This window comes from Shewanella sp. FDAARGOS_354 (assembly GCF_002209245.2).
Taxonomy (GTDB): domain Bacteria; phylum Pseudomonadota; class Gammaproteobacteria; order Enterobacterales; family Shewanellaceae; genus Shewanella; species Shewanella xiamenensis.
The window spans coordinates 3,872,694-3,887,500 of the sequence record NZ_CP022089.2; the positions used below are offsets into that span (position 1 = coordinate 3,872,694).

The 14,807-nt window shown below is 44.8% G+C and carries 21 protein-coding genes (1 of these 21 only partly in view); 14 read left to right on the forward strand and 7 right to left on the reverse strand.

Annotation, left to right across the window (positions count from 1 at the left end; translation table 11 throughout):
• Positions 1–5: 5 nt before the first annotated feature.
• From rpsE to rplQ, 10 genes are all read left to right on the forward strand, one after another.
• A complete protein-coding gene (gene rpsE, locus CEQ32_RS17370) occupies positions 6–509 on the forward strand; it encodes a 30S ribosomal protein S5 (protein ID WP_007644438.1) in 504 nt (167 codons plus the stop codon).
• Between the two features lie 6 nt (positions 510–515).
• Positions 516–698, forward strand: coding sequence for a 50S ribosomal protein L30 (rpmD, locus tag CEQ32_RS17375; protein WP_007644440.1), 183 nt, complete (start codon positions 516–518; stop codon positions 696–698).
• A gap of 3 nt (positions 699–701) precedes the next feature.
• Positions 702–1,136 carry a 50S ribosomal protein L15 gene (gene rplO, locus CEQ32_RS17380; RefSeq protein ID WP_011070628.1) on the forward strand — a complete coding sequence of 145 codons (435 nt, stop codon included), beginning with the start codon at positions 702–704 and terminating at the stop codon, positions 1,134–1,136.
• Positions 1,137–1,143: 7 nt separating this feature from the next.
• Positions 1,144–2,484: a preprotein translocase subunit SecY gene (gene secY, locus CEQ32_RS17385; RefSeq protein WP_011621032.1), complete on the forward strand. Its 1,341-nt coding sequence runs from the start codon at positions 1,144–1,146 to the stop codon at positions 2,482–2,484.
• 22 nt (positions 2,485–2,506) lie between these two features.
• Positions 2,507–2,620: a 50S ribosomal protein L36 gene (gene rpmJ / locus CEQ32_RS17390; protein WP_006083579.1), complete on the forward strand. Its 114-nt coding sequence runs from the start codon at positions 2,507–2,509 to the stop codon at positions 2,618–2,620.
• Between the two features lie 114 nt (positions 2,621–2,734).
• Positions 2,735–3,091, forward strand: coding sequence for a 30S ribosomal protein S13 (gene rpsM, locus CEQ32_RS17395; RefSeq protein ID WP_011070630.1), 357 nt, complete (start codon positions 2,735–2,737; stop codon positions 3,089–3,091).
• A gap of 14 nt (positions 3,092–3,105) precedes the next feature.
• Positions 3,106–3,498, forward strand: a complete 393-nt coding sequence (rpsK, locus tag CEQ32_RS17400) for a 30S ribosomal protein S11 (RefSeq protein ID WP_006083577.1) — start codon at positions 3,106–3,108, stop codon at positions 3,496–3,498.
• A 31-nt stretch (positions 3,499–3,529) separates the two neighbouring features.
• Positions 3,530–4,150 (forward strand): 30S ribosomal protein S4, encoded by a 621-nt coding sequence (gene rpsD, locus CEQ32_RS17405; protein WP_037421477.1) that lies wholly within the window; start codon positions 3,530–3,532, stop codon positions 4,148–4,150.
• 24 nt (positions 4,151–4,174) lie between these two features.
• Positions 4,175–5,164 (forward strand): DNA-directed RNA polymerase subunit alpha, encoded by a 990-nt coding sequence (locus tag CEQ32_RS17410; RefSeq protein ID WP_011070632.1) that lies wholly within the window; start codon positions 4,175–4,177, stop codon positions 5,162–5,164.
• Between the two features lie 40 nt (positions 5,165–5,204).
• On the forward strand, positions 5,205–5,600 hold the full coding sequence (gene rplQ, locus CEQ32_RS17415; RefSeq protein ID WP_007644470.1) for a 50S ribosomal protein L17: 396 nt from the start codon (positions 5,205–5,207) through the stop codon (positions 5,598–5,600).
• Between the two features lie 62 nt (positions 5,601–5,662).
• On the opposite strand, the gene CEQ32_RS17420 is transcribed toward rplQ, so the two are convergent.
• From CEQ32_RS17420 to ccmA, 6 genes are all read right to left on the reverse strand, one after another.
• Positions 5,663–6,595, reverse strand: coding sequence for an ABC transporter substrate-binding protein (locus CEQ32_RS17420; RefSeq protein WP_226871842.1), 933 nt, complete (start codon positions 6,593–6,595; stop codon positions 5,663–5,665).
• 186 nt (positions 6,596–6,781) lie between these two features.
• Entirely contained in the window at positions 6,782–7,267 is a 486-nt protein-coding gene (gene ccmE, locus CEQ32_RS17425; RefSeq protein ID WP_037422767.1) for a cytochrome c maturation protein CcmE, read from the reverse strand.
• Positions 7,264–7,464, reverse strand: coding sequence for a heme exporter protein CcmD (gene ccmD, locus CEQ32_RS17430; protein WP_037422771.1), 201 nt, complete (start codon positions 7,462–7,464; stop codon positions 7,264–7,266). The genes ccmE and ccmD overlap by 4 nt, the downstream gene beginning before the upstream one ends.
• Positions 7,464–8,210, reverse strand: coding sequence for a heme ABC transporter permease (locus CEQ32_RS17435; RefSeq protein ID WP_055646935.1), 747 nt, complete (start codon positions 8,208–8,210; stop codon positions 7,464–7,466). Before CEQ32_RS17435 ends, ccmD begins: the two co-directional genes overlap by 1 nt.
• 1 nt (position 8,211) lies before the next feature.
• On the reverse strand, positions 8,212–8,898 hold the full coding sequence (ccmB, locus tag CEQ32_RS17440; RefSeq protein WP_037422777.1) for a heme exporter protein CcmB: 687 nt from the start codon (positions 8,896–8,898) through the stop codon (positions 8,212–8,214).
• A gap of 11 nt (positions 8,899–8,909) precedes the next feature.
• Positions 8,910–9,560, reverse strand: a complete 651-nt coding sequence (gene ccmA, locus CEQ32_RS17445; RefSeq protein ID WP_037422780.1) for a cytochrome c biogenesis heme-transporting ATPase CcmA — start codon at positions 9,558–9,560, stop codon at positions 8,910–8,912.
• 324 nt (positions 9,561–9,884) lie between these two features.
• On the opposite strand from ccmA, the gene scyA reads away from it, so the two are divergent.
• Positions 9,885–10,184: a monoheme cytochrome c5 ScyA gene (gene scyA, locus CEQ32_RS17450; protein WP_037422782.1), complete on the forward strand. Its 300-nt coding sequence runs from the start codon at positions 9,885–9,887 to the stop codon at positions 10,182–10,184.
• An 84-nt stretch (positions 10,185–10,268) separates the two neighbouring features.
• Here scyA and ccmI read toward each other — a convergent pair whose 3' ends face one another.
• Positions 10,269–11,516: a c-type cytochrome biogenesis protein CcmI gene (ccmI, locus tag CEQ32_RS17455; RefSeq protein ID WP_037429823.1), complete on the reverse strand. Its 1,248-nt coding sequence runs from the start codon at positions 11,514–11,516 to the stop codon at positions 10,269–10,271.
• A gap of 399 nt (positions 11,517–11,915) precedes the next feature.
• On the opposite strand from ccmI, the gene CEQ32_RS17460 reads away from it, so the two are divergent.
• The 3 genes in view from CEQ32_RS17460 to nrfF are tightly spaced (at most 11 nt apart) and all read left to right on the forward strand, a layout consistent with a single transcriptional unit that may run on beyond the window.
• Positions 11,916–13,895: a heme lyase CcmF/NrfE family subunit gene (locus CEQ32_RS17460; RefSeq protein WP_037429822.1), complete on the forward strand. Its 1,980-nt coding sequence runs from the start codon at positions 11,916–11,918 to the stop codon at positions 13,893–13,895.
• An 11-nt stretch (positions 13,896–13,906) separates the two neighbouring features.
• Complete coding sequence (locus CEQ32_RS17465) at positions 13,907–14,461, forward strand: DsbE family thiol:disulfide interchange protein (RefSeq protein WP_037422791.1); 555 nt, start codon at positions 13,907–13,909, stop codon at positions 14,459–14,461.
• A protein-coding gene (gene nrfF, locus CEQ32_RS17470) for a heme lyase NrfEFG subunit NrfF (protein ID WP_037422794.1) crosses the window boundary here: on the forward strand, positions 14,458–14,807 show its 5' portion. It continues 130 nt past the right edge of the window; only the first 350 of its 480 coding nucleotides appear in the window; its start codon is at positions 14,458–14,460; the stop codon falls past the right edge of the window. The genes CEQ32_RS17465 and nrfF overlap by 4 nt, the downstream gene beginning before the upstream one ends.

Here is a 14,807-nt window from a genome sequence, read left to right on the forward strand (position 1 = left end):
TAAAAATGGCTAAATTAGAAGCTCAGCAAAAAGACGATCTGCAAGAGAAATTAATTGCAGTTAATCGTGTTTCTAAAGTAGTTAAGGGCGGTCGTATCTTTAGCTTCACAGCACTGACAGTAGTGGGTGATGGTAATGGTAAGGTCGGCTATGGCTATGGTAAAGCGCGCGAAGTTCCAGCAGCAATTCAAAAAGCTATGGAAAAAGCCCGTCGTAACATGGTGACCGTTGAGTTGAATGCAGGTACTCTGCATCACCCAGTTAAAGGTCGTCATACTGGTTCACGTGTATACATGCAACCAGCATCACAGGGTACCGGTATTATCGCCGGTGGCGCAATGCGTGCCGTATTGGAAGTAGCAGGCGTTCATAACGTTCTGTCTAAAGCATACGGTTCTACTAACCCGATCAACATCGTTCGCGCGACTGTAGATGCTCTGGTGCACATGAAGTCACCATCGCAAATCGCAGCTAAGCGTGGCCTGAATGTTGACGAAATTCGGGGGTAATGCACCATGGCAACTAAAACTGTAAAAGTTACTCAGACTAAAAGTGCTATCGGTCGTTTACCAAAGCACCGCGCGACCTTAACAGGTCTTGGTCTGCGTCGCATTGGTCACACTGTTGAATTAGAAGATACTCCTTCAGTTCGCGGTATGATCAACAAGGTCTACTACATGGTTAAGGTGGAGGATTAATAGATGCGTTTAAATACTCTATCTCCAGCTGCAGGCGCTAAGCATGCACCAAAGCGTGTAGGCCGTGGTATGGGCTCAGGTTTAGGTAAAACTGCAGGTCGTGGTCACAAAGGCCAAAAATCTCGTAGCGGTGGCGGTGTACGCCCAGGCTTCGAGGGTGGTCAAATGCCACTTAAGATCCGTTTACCTAAATTTGGTTTTACCTCGCGTCGCGCTATGGTAACAGCTGAAGTTCGTGTACTCGAACTGGCTAAAGTTAACGGTGATGTTATCGACTTAAACGCTCTGAAAGATGCGAACGTTATTACTCGCAACATCCAGTTTGCGAAAATCGTTCTTTCAGGTACCATTGAGCGCCCAGTGACTGTAAAAGGTCTGAAGGTAACCAAAGGTGCACGTGCAGCAATTGAAGCTGCTGGCGGTAAGATCGAGGAATAATACGTCGATGGCAAAACCAGGACTTGATTTAAAAAGCGCGAAAGGTGGACTTTCAGAGTTGAAGGCTCGCCTCCTGTTCGTGATTGGTGCGATTATCGTCTTTAGGGCCGGTTCGTTTGTACCAATTCCTGGTATTGACGCAGCTGTATTAGCAGAGCTGTTTGCTCAGCAAAAAGGGACCATCCTAGGCATGTTTAACATGTTCTCGGGTGGTGCTCTTTCCCGTGCTTCTATCTTTGCATTAGGTATTATGCCGTACATTTCGGCATCGATTATCATGCAGTTATTGACTGTTGTGCATCCTGCACTCGCTGAATTGAAAAAAGAAGGCGAGTCTGGACGTAAAAAAATCAGTCAGTACACACGATGGGGTACGTTGGTGCTGGGTACATTCCAGTCGATCGGTATTGCAACAGGGTTACCAAACTTAGTCCCAGGCCTAGTGGTCAATATTGGATTCGGTTTCTACTTTGTAGCGGTTGTGAGCTTAGTGACAGGGACTATGTTCCTGATGTGGCTAGGTGAGCAAATTACCGAACGAGGTATAGGTAACGGTATCTCGATTTTAATTTTCGCAGGTATTGTTGCTGGATTACCTTCCGCTATCGGCCAAACGGCTGAGCAGGCGCGTCAAGGTGACCTGAATGTGTTAGTGTTGTTGTTGCTCGCGGTAATTATTTTTGCTGTGACTTATTTCGTGGTGTTTGTAGAGCGTGGTCAACGTCGTATCGTCGTTAACTATGCTAAGCGTCAGCAAGGCCGTAAGGTATTCGCTGCGCAATCTACTCACTTGCCACTGAAAATAAACATGGCGGGTGTAATTCCTCCAATTTTTGCGTCAAGCATTATTTTGTTCCCAGGCACACTGGCTCAGTGGTTTGGTCAAAATGAGTCTATGTCATGGTTAAGTGATTTTTCATTAGCCGTGTCACCTGGACAACCGCTTTACTCATTATTGTATGCAGCAGCGATTATCTTCTTCTGTTTCTTCTATACAGCGTTGGTATTTAATCCACGTGAAACAGCAGACAACCTGAAGAAGAGTGGTGCATTCATCCCTGGGATCCGTCCTGGAGAACAGACTTCGCGTTACATTGATAAAGTAATGACTCGCCTAACATTAGCTGGCGCGTTATACATTACCTTTATCTGTTTAATTCCGGAGTTCATGCTAATTGCGTGGAAAGTACAGTTCTATTTTGGCGGTACTTCACTACTAATTATGGTAGTCGTAATCATGGACTTCATGGCTCAGGTTCAGACCCATATGATGTCACATCAGTATGAGTCTGTGATGAAGAAAGCTAACCTAGTTAACAAAGCGAATTTAGATCGTTTTGGTCGCTAAGTAAGCTTTACGGAGTGATGAAATGAAAGTTCGAGCTTCCGTGAAGAAGATCTGCCGTAACTGCAAGATCGTCAAGCGTAGTGGCGTTGTGCGCGTTATCTGTGTTGAACCAAAACACAAACAGCGTCAAGGCTAAAAGTGAAATTGTTCAGCCCACTGTTGGGCTGAACAAATATTGTTTGCAAATTTGTCAACTGTCGAGTATCCTTTCGGGCTTTTCGCAGTTGGCCTTTAACTTAAGGAGTGCATAGTGGCCCGTATCGCTGGCATTAACATTCCTGATCAAAAGCATACAGTCATCGCATTGACTGCAATTTTCGGCATCGGCCGTACTCGCGCTAGAGCAATCTGCGCAGCTACGTCAATTGCTGAAACTGCTAAGATCAAGGAATTGAGCGAAGCTCAAATCGACACCCTACGCGAAGAAGTTGCCAAATACTTAGTAGAAGGTGACTTACGTCGTGAGATTTCTATGAACATCAAGCGTCTTATGGATCTTGGTTGTTATCGTGGTCTCCGCCATCGTCGTAGCCTGCCTCTTCGTGGGCAACGTACTAAGACCAATGCGCGTACGCGTAAAGGTCCACGTAAACCAATCAAGAAGTAACGGGAAGGTAGACAATGGCTAAAGTTCCGTCACGTTCTCCGCGTAAGCGCGTACGTAAACAGGTTGCAGATGGCATGGCTCATATCCATGCTTCTTTCAACAACACAATTGTCACCATTACAGATCGTCAAGGTAATGCGTTGTCATGGGCTACTTCAGGTGGTTCAGGTTTCCGTGGTTCACGTAAATCTACGCCATTTGCTGCACAGGTAGCTGCTGAGCGTGCAGGCGCTGCTGCTCAAGACTACGGTTTAAAAAACCTTGAAGTGTTTGTGAAGGGTCCAGGTCCAGGTCGTGAATCAGCCATTCGTGCGCTGAACGCTGTTGGTTACAAAATTACCAACATTACCGATGTGACGCCGATCCCTCATAATGGTTGTCGTCCTCCTAAAAAGCGTCGTGTATAACGCGTTTCATTAGGATAGTTGGAGAAAGATCATGGCAAGATACTTGGGTCCCAAGCTCAAGCTCAGCCGCCGAGAAGGTACTGACCTTTTCTTAAAAAGCGGTGTGAGAGCAATCGATTCTAAGTGTAAACTGGAATCTGCACCAGGACAGCATGGCGCTCGTAAGCCACGTCTGTCAGAGTACGGTTTACAGTTACGCGAAAAACAAAAAGTTCGTCGTATTTACGGTGTGTTAGAAAAGCAATTCCGTAACTACTATAAAGAGGCTGCACGTCTGAAAGGCAACACTGGTGAAAACCTGTTGCAACTTTTAGAAACTCGTTTAGATAACGTTGTTTATCGTATGGGTTTCGGTGCGACTCGTGCAGAATCACGTCAGCTAGTAAGCCATAAATCTGTTATGGTTAACGGTCGTGTTGTTAACATTCCGTCATTCAAAGTGTCTGCGAATGATGTTGTAAGCATCCGTGAAAAGTCACGCACTCAAGCTCGTATCAAAGCGGCTTTAGAAGTGGCTGGTCAACGCGAGAAGCCTACATGGGTTGAAGTCGACAGCGCGAAAATGGAAGGTGCTTTCAAGCGTATTCCAGAACGTAGCGATTTGTCTGCGGAAATTAACGAACAGCTGATCGTCGAGCTTTACTCTAAGTAAGGCTAACAAACAAGAGAGGACACAATGCAGGGTTCTGTTACAGAATTTCTTAAACCGCGTCTCGTTGATATCGAGCAGGTTAACTCAACACGTGCCAAGGTTACTTTGGAACCGCTTGAGCGTGGTTTCGGCCACACTTTAGGTAACGCGTTGCGTCGCATCCTATTGTCGTCTATGCCCGGCTGCGCGGTTACCGAAGTCGAGATTGACGGTGTACTGCACGAATACAGCAGTAAGGAAGGCGTACAAGAAGATATCCTTGAAATCTTGCTTAATCTGAAAGGATTAGCAGTGACTATCGAGGGTAAAGACGAGGCTATGCTTACATTAAGCAAGTCCGGCGCAGGCCCTGTCATCGCAGCAGATATCACGCATGATGGTGATGTCACTATCGTGAATCCTGATCATGTTATCTGTCATTTAACAGGTAACAATGATATCAGCATGCGTATTCGCGTTGAGCGTGGTCGTGGTTATGTGCCAGCATCTGCTCGTGCACAGACAGAAGACGATGATCGCCCAATCGGCCGCTTGCTGGTTGATGCTTCTTTCTCGCCAGTCGCACGTATTGCCTACAATGTAGAAGCAGCTCGTGTTGAACAGCGTACTGACTTGGATAAACTCGTTATCGATATGACCACTAATGGTACTATTGATCCTGAGGAAGCTATCCGTCGTTCTGCAACCATCTTAGCTGAACAGCTGGATGCGTTTGTTGAGCTGCGTGACGTGACTGAGCCAGAAATGAAGGAAGAGAAGCCGGAGTTCGATCCGATTCTGTTGCGTCCTGTCGACGATTTAGAGCTAACTGTACGTTCGGCTAACTGTTTGAAAGCCGAAGCGATTCATTACATCGGAGATCTGGTACAGCGTACTGAAGTTGAGCTGCTGAAAACCCCTAACTTAGGTAAGAAATCTCTTACTGAAATTAAGGACGTTTTAGCTTCTCGCGGACTGTCGTTAGGTATGCGTCTGGAAAACTGGCCTCCAGCTAGTTTAGCAGACGACCTATAAGTCTCAGGTTTGTACAGATTTAGGTTATAAGGATTAGGTCATGCGCCATCGTAAGAGTGGTCGTCAACTTAACCGCAACAGCAGCCACCGCCAAGCTATGTTCCGTAACATGGCAAGCTCACTGGTTCGTCATGAGATCATCAAGACAACCGTAGCTAAAGCGAAAGAACTGCGTCGCGTAGTTGAGCCTCTGATAACACTTGCTAAGAGTGACAGCGTTGCAAACCGTCGTTTAGCGTTTGCACGTACTCGCGACGCTGAAGTCGTAGGTAAGTTATTCACTGAATTGGGTCCACGTTACCAGGAACGTCCTGGTGGCTACACCCGTATCCTTAAGTGCGGTTTACGTGCTGGTGATAAAGCCCCAATGGCTTACATCGAGCTAGTAGGTCGTCCAGAAGCTGCTCAAGCTGTTGATGTTGAAGCTGCTGAGTAATTAAGGTTACAAATTTAAAAGCCGGGCTCTAAGCCCGGCTTTTTATTTCAGCTCGTTTTAACTTACTCGACCCAAGTCGTTTGTTTCTCGATTTCTTTAGGCAATGTTAAGTGCCATTTACTTAACCCTTTACGGCTAAACATAAATTGTCCTAGGTCATCTGTTACTGGGAATATGTTTTCCGGTTTCTCACCTGCGAGGATCCTTGAGGCCATTTTGGCTGCGATCTTGCCGTGTTGGTAACCATCGAGAACATAGCCGCCGATATTGCCGTTGTTGTATACGCTAAATCCCCAAAAACCAAAATTGGGTACTGGCGTGTTAGCTGAAACCCATCCTAATAATTCTTCAGCATCAACCGACTGATCTTTGTCATCCCTCACTGCATGATAAAGTGCAACGACTATCGCACTAAAGCCATTGTCTTTAGCTGCAATGACTTGCTTTTGCCATTCACTAAGTTGATTTAGTTGTAATATTTCAACTTCCACATCGCTCAACATGCTCAGTTGCTGCTTACTGATATATTCCGCTGCAAGTCTAGACGTATCACTTTGATCGAACAGAACTAAGATTTTTCGGTGCTTTGATATTGGTAATATTCGTTGCAGTAATAGCAGAGAGCGTCTGAGTAGAGGTCTTTCAAGCACACCCGTAAAACGCTTATATTCATTTAAGTGATATTCTCTTGGGTTCATATTAATGCCAAGGTATACCACTGGAATTTGGCTTGAGTTTAACCGTTGGTGTAGATAATTAACGGCATTATCATCTGCTAGGATCACTAACTGTGGTTTTTGTTGTTGAATAAATTGCCATGCTAGTTCTGCCCGTTTTGCATGAAGATTTTTAGGTAGCCGTTTTGTGTCCATTTCAAAGTGATTTACCTCATTGAGAGGTGTCAATGTATCGAGTATGGCTTGATAATACTGCTTATCCCACGTGTAACCTTGGTGATAGCTCTCGATGACAACCACCTTGGCCGCATATGCCATTGGTATGAAACATGCCAGCATTAAGGTAAAAATCTGTCGCCATCTTTTAATTAATAACTTAATTAAATTCATGGAGAGATACCTAGTGGAATATAGCTTTGAGTATAGTCCAACCTCGAGTATCCGGCGGGCAATAAAAAAGCCTCATAATGAGGCTTTAAATATTTTTTCGGCGATGTGCTTACGTTATTGTGCTGTCGCTTTCTGCTGACTGTAATCTAGCTTCTCATGTTTTTGCCCCATTGCTTCTGCAACTTCTGGAGGCATGTAGTTTTCATCATGTTTTGCTAAGACTTCAGTTGCGGCCAACTTACCATCTTCCCCTAATACACCTTGGGCGACGATGCCTTGTCCTTCGCGGAATAGATCCGGTAATAGATCGTCATAGGTCACTAGAATTTCGCCACCTAAGGAATCGTGTACTGCAAATTGCACATGCAGGCTGTTTGGATCACGTACCATAGAGCCTACCGTTACCATGCCACCTACACGAATACGTTGGCCCGCTTCGGGTTTAACGCCTGTATCGGTTTTACCGTTTACGATTTCTGACGGTGTATAGAATAAGTTTAAGTTGGAGTTCAACGCATACAGCAGCAGTGAAGCAATCGCGGCTACGCCACCGATTAGTGCTATAGCTAACGTCAGTCTCTTTTTGCGTCTTGGGTTCACGATTTGTTACTCCTAGTTTCTTTGAGGCGCTCTTCGCGGTTCATCTTTTTCGCTATTTCAATCAAAACCTTACGCTTTTGGCGTGCGCTAGTGATGATCAGCGTCGATACACAGAAGAAGGTCACACCATAGGCAAGCCATACATAAAAGGCATAGCCACCCATGTTGAAAAAATCACTGATAGAATCGAATTGCATTATTTGACCTCCTCAGCTTTAGCAAGTTCACGTACCCAAGGGCGCATGCCGTTTCTTGCTAAGATTTCTGCTCTAAATCTCACAATAGTGATAGCGCCTATCATAAGCCCGAAACCTAAAATATTGATTAAAAGTGGGTATAACATGTCACTCGACATGGTCGATTTAGAGGTAATTTTGATGGTTGATGGTTGATGCAATGAGCTCCACCATTCAACTGAATATTTAATAATGGGGATATTAATTACCCCTACGATTGCCAAGATCCCTGCTGCACGTGCAGCCAGCACTTTGTCTTCAAAAGAAGCGTAGAGGGAAATCACACCTAAGTAGAGGAATAGTAGTACTAATTCAGAGGTCAGACGCGCATCCCATACCCACCAAGTGCCCCACATAGGTTTGCCCCAAGCGGCACCAGTAAAGAGTGCTATAAAGGTGATGACAGCTCCTATAGGAGCAATAGACGCAGCTGCCCAGTCTGCTAATTTGACCTGCCAGACAAGACCAATAAATGCCGCTGTCGCCATACCCATGTAGGCCGCCATTGACATTGATGCAGCTGGTACATGGATAAAGATAATACGGTAGCTATCTCCTTGCTGGTAATCTGTCGGGGCAAACAATAAACCCCATACGGTGCCAACTGTAAGGAAAAGGCAGGCTAAGGTGGCAAACCATGGAAATAATGCTCCTGATAACTTATATGCGCGTTCAGGATCCGCGTAAGGGTGTAACCATTTCCACATTTTAGTTAGTACTCACTCGCAGAGATGCACCGATTGCAAAAGGTGCTAAGGTTAACGAACCGATCAACATGGCGCCAATTATAGCGAGCTGACCGTCATAGGGTAAATTCATTCCTGCCGCATCAATGGCGCTGGTCGCGAAAATGAGCACTGGAATATAAAGTGGCAGAATCAAAAGGCTTAATAGTACGCCGCCTTTACGTAGACCAACGGTTAATGCCACGCCAATAGCACCTAAGAGTGACAACACTGGGGTGCCTAAAGCCAGTGTGGCAATCAATGCACCATAACTATTAGCATCTAAGTTCAGTAGCACGGCCAGCAGTGGGGCAATAATAATCAATGGAACACCCGTAAGTATCCAGTGGGCTAACACTTTGGCTAAGACTAAAACAGACAAAGGTTGTGGGCTAAGTAGCATCTGTTCTAAGCTGCCGTCACTAAAGTCAGCTTTAAATAGACGCTCCAGCGACAACATGGATGCTAACAATGCCGCAACCCAAATAATCCCTGGGGCAATACGGGCTAGCATTTGTGGTTCTGGGCCAATGCCGAGTGGAAATAGGGTTACAACCATAATGAAGAATAATAGGGGATTAAAAATATCACCACGGTGTCGAATGGCAATCTTTAGATCCCGCTGAAGTAACGTTAAAAACGCTTGAGTAAAGCTGATGCCTCTTTTCATTATGCCAAACCTTATACGAAGCGATAATCTAGACGAATTTTACGAAGCCTATCATCTTTGATAATGCCCATATCTTGGTGAGTGGTCAGGATCACACAGCCACCATTATCCGCATGTTGAATAAATAACTGTTCAAGCTCTTCGACGCCTTTTTTATCGATTGCGGTAAAAGGTTCATCTAGGATCCACACCTTACAATCATTGTGCCAAAGCCTTGCCAATGCTGTTCGGCGATGTTGGCCCGCGGACAAATGCCCAGCAAGTGCTTCCTCAAAACCTGATAGATTTACTTTAGCTAATATGGCAGACGTATCAAAATCATCATAGCCACTGATTCTTAAATTGAAGTTAAGGTTTTCCTCAGCGGTTAATTCGGATTTCACTCCCGCAAGGTGGCCTAAATACAGTAGATCTTCGTTATATTCGTCACGACAGCGGTTGATATCTTCATTTATATAGAAGGTTTGCCCCGCATAGGGACGAGATAGACCTGCTAATATGCGTAATAAACTGGTTTTGCCGGCACCATTAGGGCCTTCAATCTGGACGATATCGCCAGCATTAATCTCAAAACTTAATTCATCAAATAGAATGCGTTCTTCACGGATGCATGTCAGCTTGCTCGCTGATAACAGTGTGTTTACTGAAGTTATATTTGTCACTGAACCCTCTATCTCAAGCCGGAAGGAAACACAAGTGATTCTAACACAAACGATATTGCGGGTTTACACTTGCTTGGGACTAGATGTCAGCAATTTGATGTGGTTCCAATAACCGCAATATTTCTCGTACAAATCGAACTTTTTTAATACTTGCTAATATATTAACGAATTTGTCACGCTTGTCGCCTTATATCATTTGTGCTGAGATTCTAATCACAAAAAGATGAGATTTATTGAAGTTTGTAGTAATCTTAGTCCGCTATAATGAGTCTGCCTCAAAGGGCAGCGCGAGCTTTGTACGTATTTGCATTAGGAACATTGAACATGAAAAAACTGTTAGCAATGACTGCAGTCGCTGCTTTGACTATGTCAGTCAACGTTTCAGCTCAAGATGCTGAAGCTATTTTCAACAAGGCATGTACCGTGTGCCATAGCATGGGTGTTGCTGGTGCTCCAAAAGCGCACAATGCAGCGGAGTGGGAACCACGTTTAGCTAAAGGTGTTGATAATCTAGTTAAAAGTGTAAAAACAGGTTTAAACGCAATGCCACCAGGTGGTATGTGTACTGATTGTACTGATGATGATTACAAAGCAGCTATCGAGTTTATGTCTAAAGCTAAGTAATTTTTTGCAGTGTTAAAAAAACCGGCATTAGCCGGTTTTTTTATGTCTGCGCTAAGCTGAAACTTAGTGCTAGGTGCGGATAACTTATTGCACTTGGGTATCCAGTACTAAGTTTGCCGTTTCACCCACATTAACTTTGCTGATTTTTCCTTGAATATCACCCGCCTGAGGTTTGATATTGCCATGCTTGGATAAGACTGCAATAACTTCAACGCTAGCAGTTTGGCTTAATTTTACATCGCCACCCATGCCTGTGCTGTCGTCTAGTGTCACTGTAACAGGCAATGATTTTGCACTAACTTTGGTTGCTGCTAGCGGTACTTTAGGACCTTCAGTTGCACGTGCAAAGACAAAGATAGTGTCTTCTGGGCTCGCTTTCGCTGCAAGTTCAGGTGAAATTGAAATTTCAATACTTACTGATTTGCTTGTGACTTTTGCCTGCTTGTGTACATCATCGTTAGGCATACCTGTCGTTTCGGCTTGCATACGTAAGTTAGCTGTTTCGATGGCATTCATCAGTGCGGCGCGATCCACATCTGTGCGGTCACTATTAAGAATGGTCTGCCATGAATCAATGGCTTTTTGGTACTTAGCAGTAAAGAAAGCATCCATACCAACTAACAACAGTGTTGATGGATCCTGTGGATCTAATGCTAGCGATTCGTCTATTAAGGCTTGAATTTCTGGTGTCATTTGCTGACCGGCTTTGTAGTACAACGCCGTGGCCTTTGGTCCGATTAACTCGGCATGTTTGCCCACTAAATCCATCACTTTGTCGAAGGCCGCGACTGCTTTATCAAATTGGTTAGCCGAAATATATGCATGACCTAGACTAAACCAAGCCTGACTATTTTCTGGCTCGGCTTGCACTTGGGCTTCCATCATTTGTACGCGCTGCCCCATGATTTGCGCAGTATCCATACCAGCATGTGGGTTAGCCGCTTGGGTATTGCCAATATTTTCAAAGGCCCCTAATTGCTGATAAAGGTAACCTGAGATCGCAATCAAGCATACCGACATGACTGATGGCCAAAGGATACTTTTAGGTTTGATTTGATTGACAAGGGAATCATCGCTCGCTTGTTTGATGTCTTGGAGTAAACTGATTTCGAGTTCTTTCTTAAGCGCATCAAATTCTGCTTGGTCGAGCAGTTCTTCATTAAGTTCTTTCTCAAGGGTGGAAAGACGTTCATTGAACAATTCGAGGTTCGTTTGTTTGCGAACACCAGCTTCCTCAGTACGCAATAACTTTTGCTGTCTGAAATGTGGGATCCAGATCAGTGTTAAGCTGACCAACACAACAAGCGCAATAAAAATCCAAAATGTCGTCATTGTTTCTATATTCACTTTAGTTTGCATAAAAGCGGTTGTTACCGCTGGCTTGGAAGCAAGATTATACGTAAAGATTATTCATTGAACAGTAATATAAGACCTTCACAACTGTGAAAGCTGAGAGTTGGGCACTGGTTCACAAATTGTTCCATCTGGTAAATTTTATATGAAACTTAAGGCTCATTTATCTGTCACATGCAAAACTGTAGGCCTGCGGTGGCTCCATTTGGGCAAAAATCGAGAATGAGACAAGTCACCCAGTTTTGTATGAAAGAGGCAGACAGGAACAATAGCAAATACTAAAATGAACCAAATTTCGTGCATTTGTGTGAACAGCATGTTGTGCGTTGGTTTGGAATTTTTCTAAATCAACATATTATTAGAGACTGAGGAAAACCCATGATCCCAGAACTTGGACACTTTTCGCTGATTATAGGAGTGGCATTCGCCTTCTTGTTAACCAGCGTTCCCCTTATAGGTGTTGCCCGTAAAGACCAATACCTAGTGAGGTATGCTTGGCCGTTAGCCTACGGAATGTTCTTTTTTATTGCTTTATCCGTAGTATCGCTTGGTTATAGCTTCGCTGTTGATGATTTCTCCGTGGCCTACGTGGCACATCACTCTAATTCTCAGTTACCTATTTTCTTTAAGATTGCGGCCGTATGGGGCGGTCATGAAGGGTCTCTGTTGTTCTGGGTGTTTGCGTTATCGACTTGGGCCGCTTCTGTCGCATTATTCAGTAAAGGCTTGGAAGAAGTGTTTACTGCAAGGGTGCTGGCTGTATTGGCGCTGATTGTGATTGGTTTTAGCTTATTTATGCTGCTCACTTCTAGCCCATTTGAACGTTTATTTCCAATGCCAGCCGAAGGTCGCGACTTGAACCCAATGTTGCAGGATGTAGGCTTAATCTTCCATCCGCCAATGTTGTATTTAGGTTATGTGGGTTTCTCTGTAAGCTTTGCGTTTGCAATTGCTGCATTGATGAGTGGCCATCTTGACTCGGCTTGGGCTCGTTGGTCTCGTCCTTGGACCTTGGCTGCTTGGATTTTCCTCACTGGCGGTATTGCATTAGGTTCTTGGTGGGCATACTACGAATTAGGCTGGGGTGGCTGGTGGTTCTGGGATCCAGTAGAAAATGCCTCCTTTATGCCTTGGTTAGTGGGTACTGCTTTAGTGCATTCGCTGATTGTGACCGAAAAACGTGGTGCGTTCCGTAACTGGACAGTATTGCTGTCAATCTTTGCATTTTCGTTAAGTTTACTGGGTACCTTTATCGTGCGTTCCGGCGTACTGACATCGGTTCACTCATTCGCAGCCGATCCAAGCCGCGGTATGTTTATTCTGTTATTACTTGGCTTAGCTATCGGTGGTTCGCTCACGTTGTTTGCCTTCCGCGCAAGTGAAATGAGCAGCCCAGCACGCTTCGAATTGAAATCAAAAGAAACCATGCTGTTAGTCTGTAACGTATTGCTGACTGTCGCTGCTGGTACAGTCCTGTTAGGGACGTTATATCCACTGCTGATCGATGCTTTAGGTATGGGCAAGATCTCTGTTGGACCTCCATATTTTAATGCTGTGTTTGTACCGATCGTGCTCGTGCTGTTTGCGTTTATGGGCGTGGGTCCGATCATCCGTTGGAAGAAATCAAAAGCGGGTGAGTTAAAACGCCAATTGCTGGTGCCTGCATTAGTATCAGCCGCGATTGGTATCGTGACGCCATTTATTGTCGATGGTGCTTTTAACGTGTGGGTTGCTTTGGGTATCGCCGCCGCTGCTTGGATTGTGTTGGCAACCGCTAGAGCCGCTTACAATATCGTGAAGCCTAAAGATGGTGAATTAAGCGTGGCACGTATGGGCCGTAGTGAGCTGGGTATGATCTTAGCTCACTTAGGTATTGCTGTGTCGGTTATCGGTGCCACTATGGTATCTAACTACTCGGTTGAGAAAAGTGTGCGTATGGGGCCTGGCATAAGCCAAGAGCTTGCGGGTTATACCTTTAAATATCTTGAGACTAAGAACGTCGTTGGTCCTAACTACACCGCACAACAAGGTCAAATTGAGATCTACAAAGGCGATAAGCTGCTGACGTTACTCAAGCCTGATCGTCGCCAATACAATGTGCGTACTATGGACATGACCGAAGCCGGTATCGATTGGGGTCTGTTCCGTGACTTATATGTCACCATGGGCGATCCAATCAGCAGCACTGAATTTGCTGTGCGTTTGAACTACAAGCCTTTTGTTCGTTGGTTATGGTTTGGGGCAATATTCATGATGGTCGGTGGTTTCTTTGCCGCATCGGATAAACGCTATCGCTCAAAAGTGGCTGCTATCGTTAAGCCGCAAACTGAAAAAGCGAAATTAGCTACCGCTCAATAATTGGGGAATGTATGAAGAAGTTGGTTCTGTTTATCCCATTAGTCATTTTTCTTGGCATGGGGGTATTTTTATACAAAGGATTGTTTTTAAATCCGCAGAAACTGGATTCAGCTCTGGAAGGAAAGCCTATTCCGGCTTTCCAACTGGAACGTCTCGAAACACCAAACGAGATGATTACCAATGAGCAACTGAAAGGAAAAGTGTCATTACTTAACGTTTGGGCTACTTGGTGCCCCTCTTGTAAGTATGAACACCCTTTCTTAGTCATGCTGAAACGTCAGAATATTCTGCCTATCTATGGGATTAACTATCGTGACGAACGTATCCCCGCGCTGGAAGAATTAAAACGCCAGGGTGATCCTTACAATATCAATATTTTTGATAAGGATGGACGCTTAGGCTTAGATCTTGGCGTTTACGGTGCACCGGAAAGCTTTATTGTTGATCATAATGGCATTATTCGTTATCGCTACGCAGGGCCTATTGACCAGCGTGTATGGAGTGAAACTCTCTATCCTATGATTCAACAACTCCAAGCTGAAGCGGCGAAGGATGGTGCAGCGTGAGAATTTTGACAAAAATCATTGGTGGCCTGGTGTTAATGCTGAGTATGGTGACAACCGTAATGGCCACACCGGTTGATACTTACGAATTTAAATCACCCGAAAACCAAAAACGAGGTTTGTCATTAGCGCATGAGTTGCGTTGCCCGCAATGTCAGAACCAAAACTTGATCGATTCCAACTCGCCAGTTGCACGAGATCTGCGCCTTGAAGTGTATAAAATGGTCGATGAAGGCAAAGGTGACGATGAAATCATCGAGTTTATGACCAGCCGTTATGGTGAGTTTGTACTCTACAAACCGAAAATGGAAACTAAAACCTATATTCTTTGGTTAGGTCCAGTGGGTTT

What these genes read in the sequence shown, in the direction of transcription:
- ccmD (WP_037422771.1), bottom strand. Translation starts at nt 7,464, where the DNA reads ATGCAATTCGATTCTATCAGTGATTTTTTCAACATGGGTGGCTATGCC.
- rplQ (WP_007644470.1), top strand. Translation starts at nt 5,205, where the DNA reads ATGCGCCATCGTAAGAGTGGTCGTCAACTTAACCGCAACAGCAGCCAC.
- rpmD (WP_007644440.1), top strand. Translation starts at nt 516, where the DNA reads ATGGCAACTAAAACTGTAAAAGTTACTCAGACTAAAAGTGCTATCGGT.
- CEQ32_RS17420 (WP_226871842.1), bottom strand. Translation starts at nt 6,595, where the DNA reads ATGGCATATGCGGCCAAGGTGGTTGTCATCGAGAGCTATCACCAAGGT.
- scyA (WP_037422782.1), top strand. Translation starts at nt 9,885, where the DNA reads ATGAAAAAACTGTTAGCAATGACTGCAGTCGCTGCTTTGACTATGTCA.
- rplO (WP_011070628.1), top strand. Translation starts at nt 702, where the DNA reads ATGCGTTTAAATACTCTATCTCCAGCTGCAGGCGCTAAGCATGCACCA.
- CEQ32_RS17410 (WP_011070632.1), top strand. Translation starts at nt 4,175, where the DNA reads ATGCAGGGTTCTGTTACAGAATTTCTTAAACCGCGTCTCGTTGATATC.
- CEQ32_RS17460 (WP_037429822.1), top strand. Translation starts at nt 11,916, where the DNA reads ATGATCCCAGAACTTGGACACTTTTCGCTGATTATAGGAGTGGCATTC.
- ccmB (WP_037422777.1), bottom strand. Translation starts at nt 8,898, where the DNA reads ATGAAAAGAGGCATCAGCTTTACTCAAGCGTTTTTAACGTTACTTCAG.
- rpsE (WP_007644438.1), top strand. Translation starts at nt 6, where the DNA reads ATGGCTAAATTAGAAGCTCAGCAAAAAGACGATCTGCAAGAGAAATTA.
- ccmI (WP_037429823.1), bottom strand. Translation starts at nt 11,516, where the DNA reads ATGACGACATTTTGGATTTTTATTGCGCTTGTTGTGTTGGTCAGCTTA.
- rpmJ (WP_006083579.1), top strand. Translation starts at nt 2,507, where the DNA reads ATGAAAGTTCGAGCTTCCGTGAAGAAGATCTGCCGTAACTGCAAGATC.
- CEQ32_RS17465 (WP_037422791.1), top strand. Translation starts at nt 13,907, where the DNA reads ATGAAGAAGTTGGTTCTGTTTATCCCATTAGTCATTTTTCTTGGCATG.
- rpsK (WP_006083577.1), top strand. Translation starts at nt 3,106, where the DNA reads ATGGCTAAAGTTCCGTCACGTTCTCCGCGTAAGCGCGTACGTAAACAG.
- secY (WP_011621032.1), top strand. Translation starts at nt 1,144, where the DNA reads ATGGCAAAACCAGGACTTGATTTAAAAAGCGCGAAAGGTGGACTTTCA.
- CEQ32_RS17435 (WP_055646935.1), bottom strand. Translation starts at nt 8,210, where the DNA reads ATGTGGAAATGGTTACACCCTTACGCGGATCCTGAACGCGCATATAAG.
- rpsD (WP_037421477.1), top strand. Translation starts at nt 3,530, where the DNA reads ATGGCAAGATACTTGGGTCCCAAGCTCAAGCTCAGCCGCCGAGAAGGT.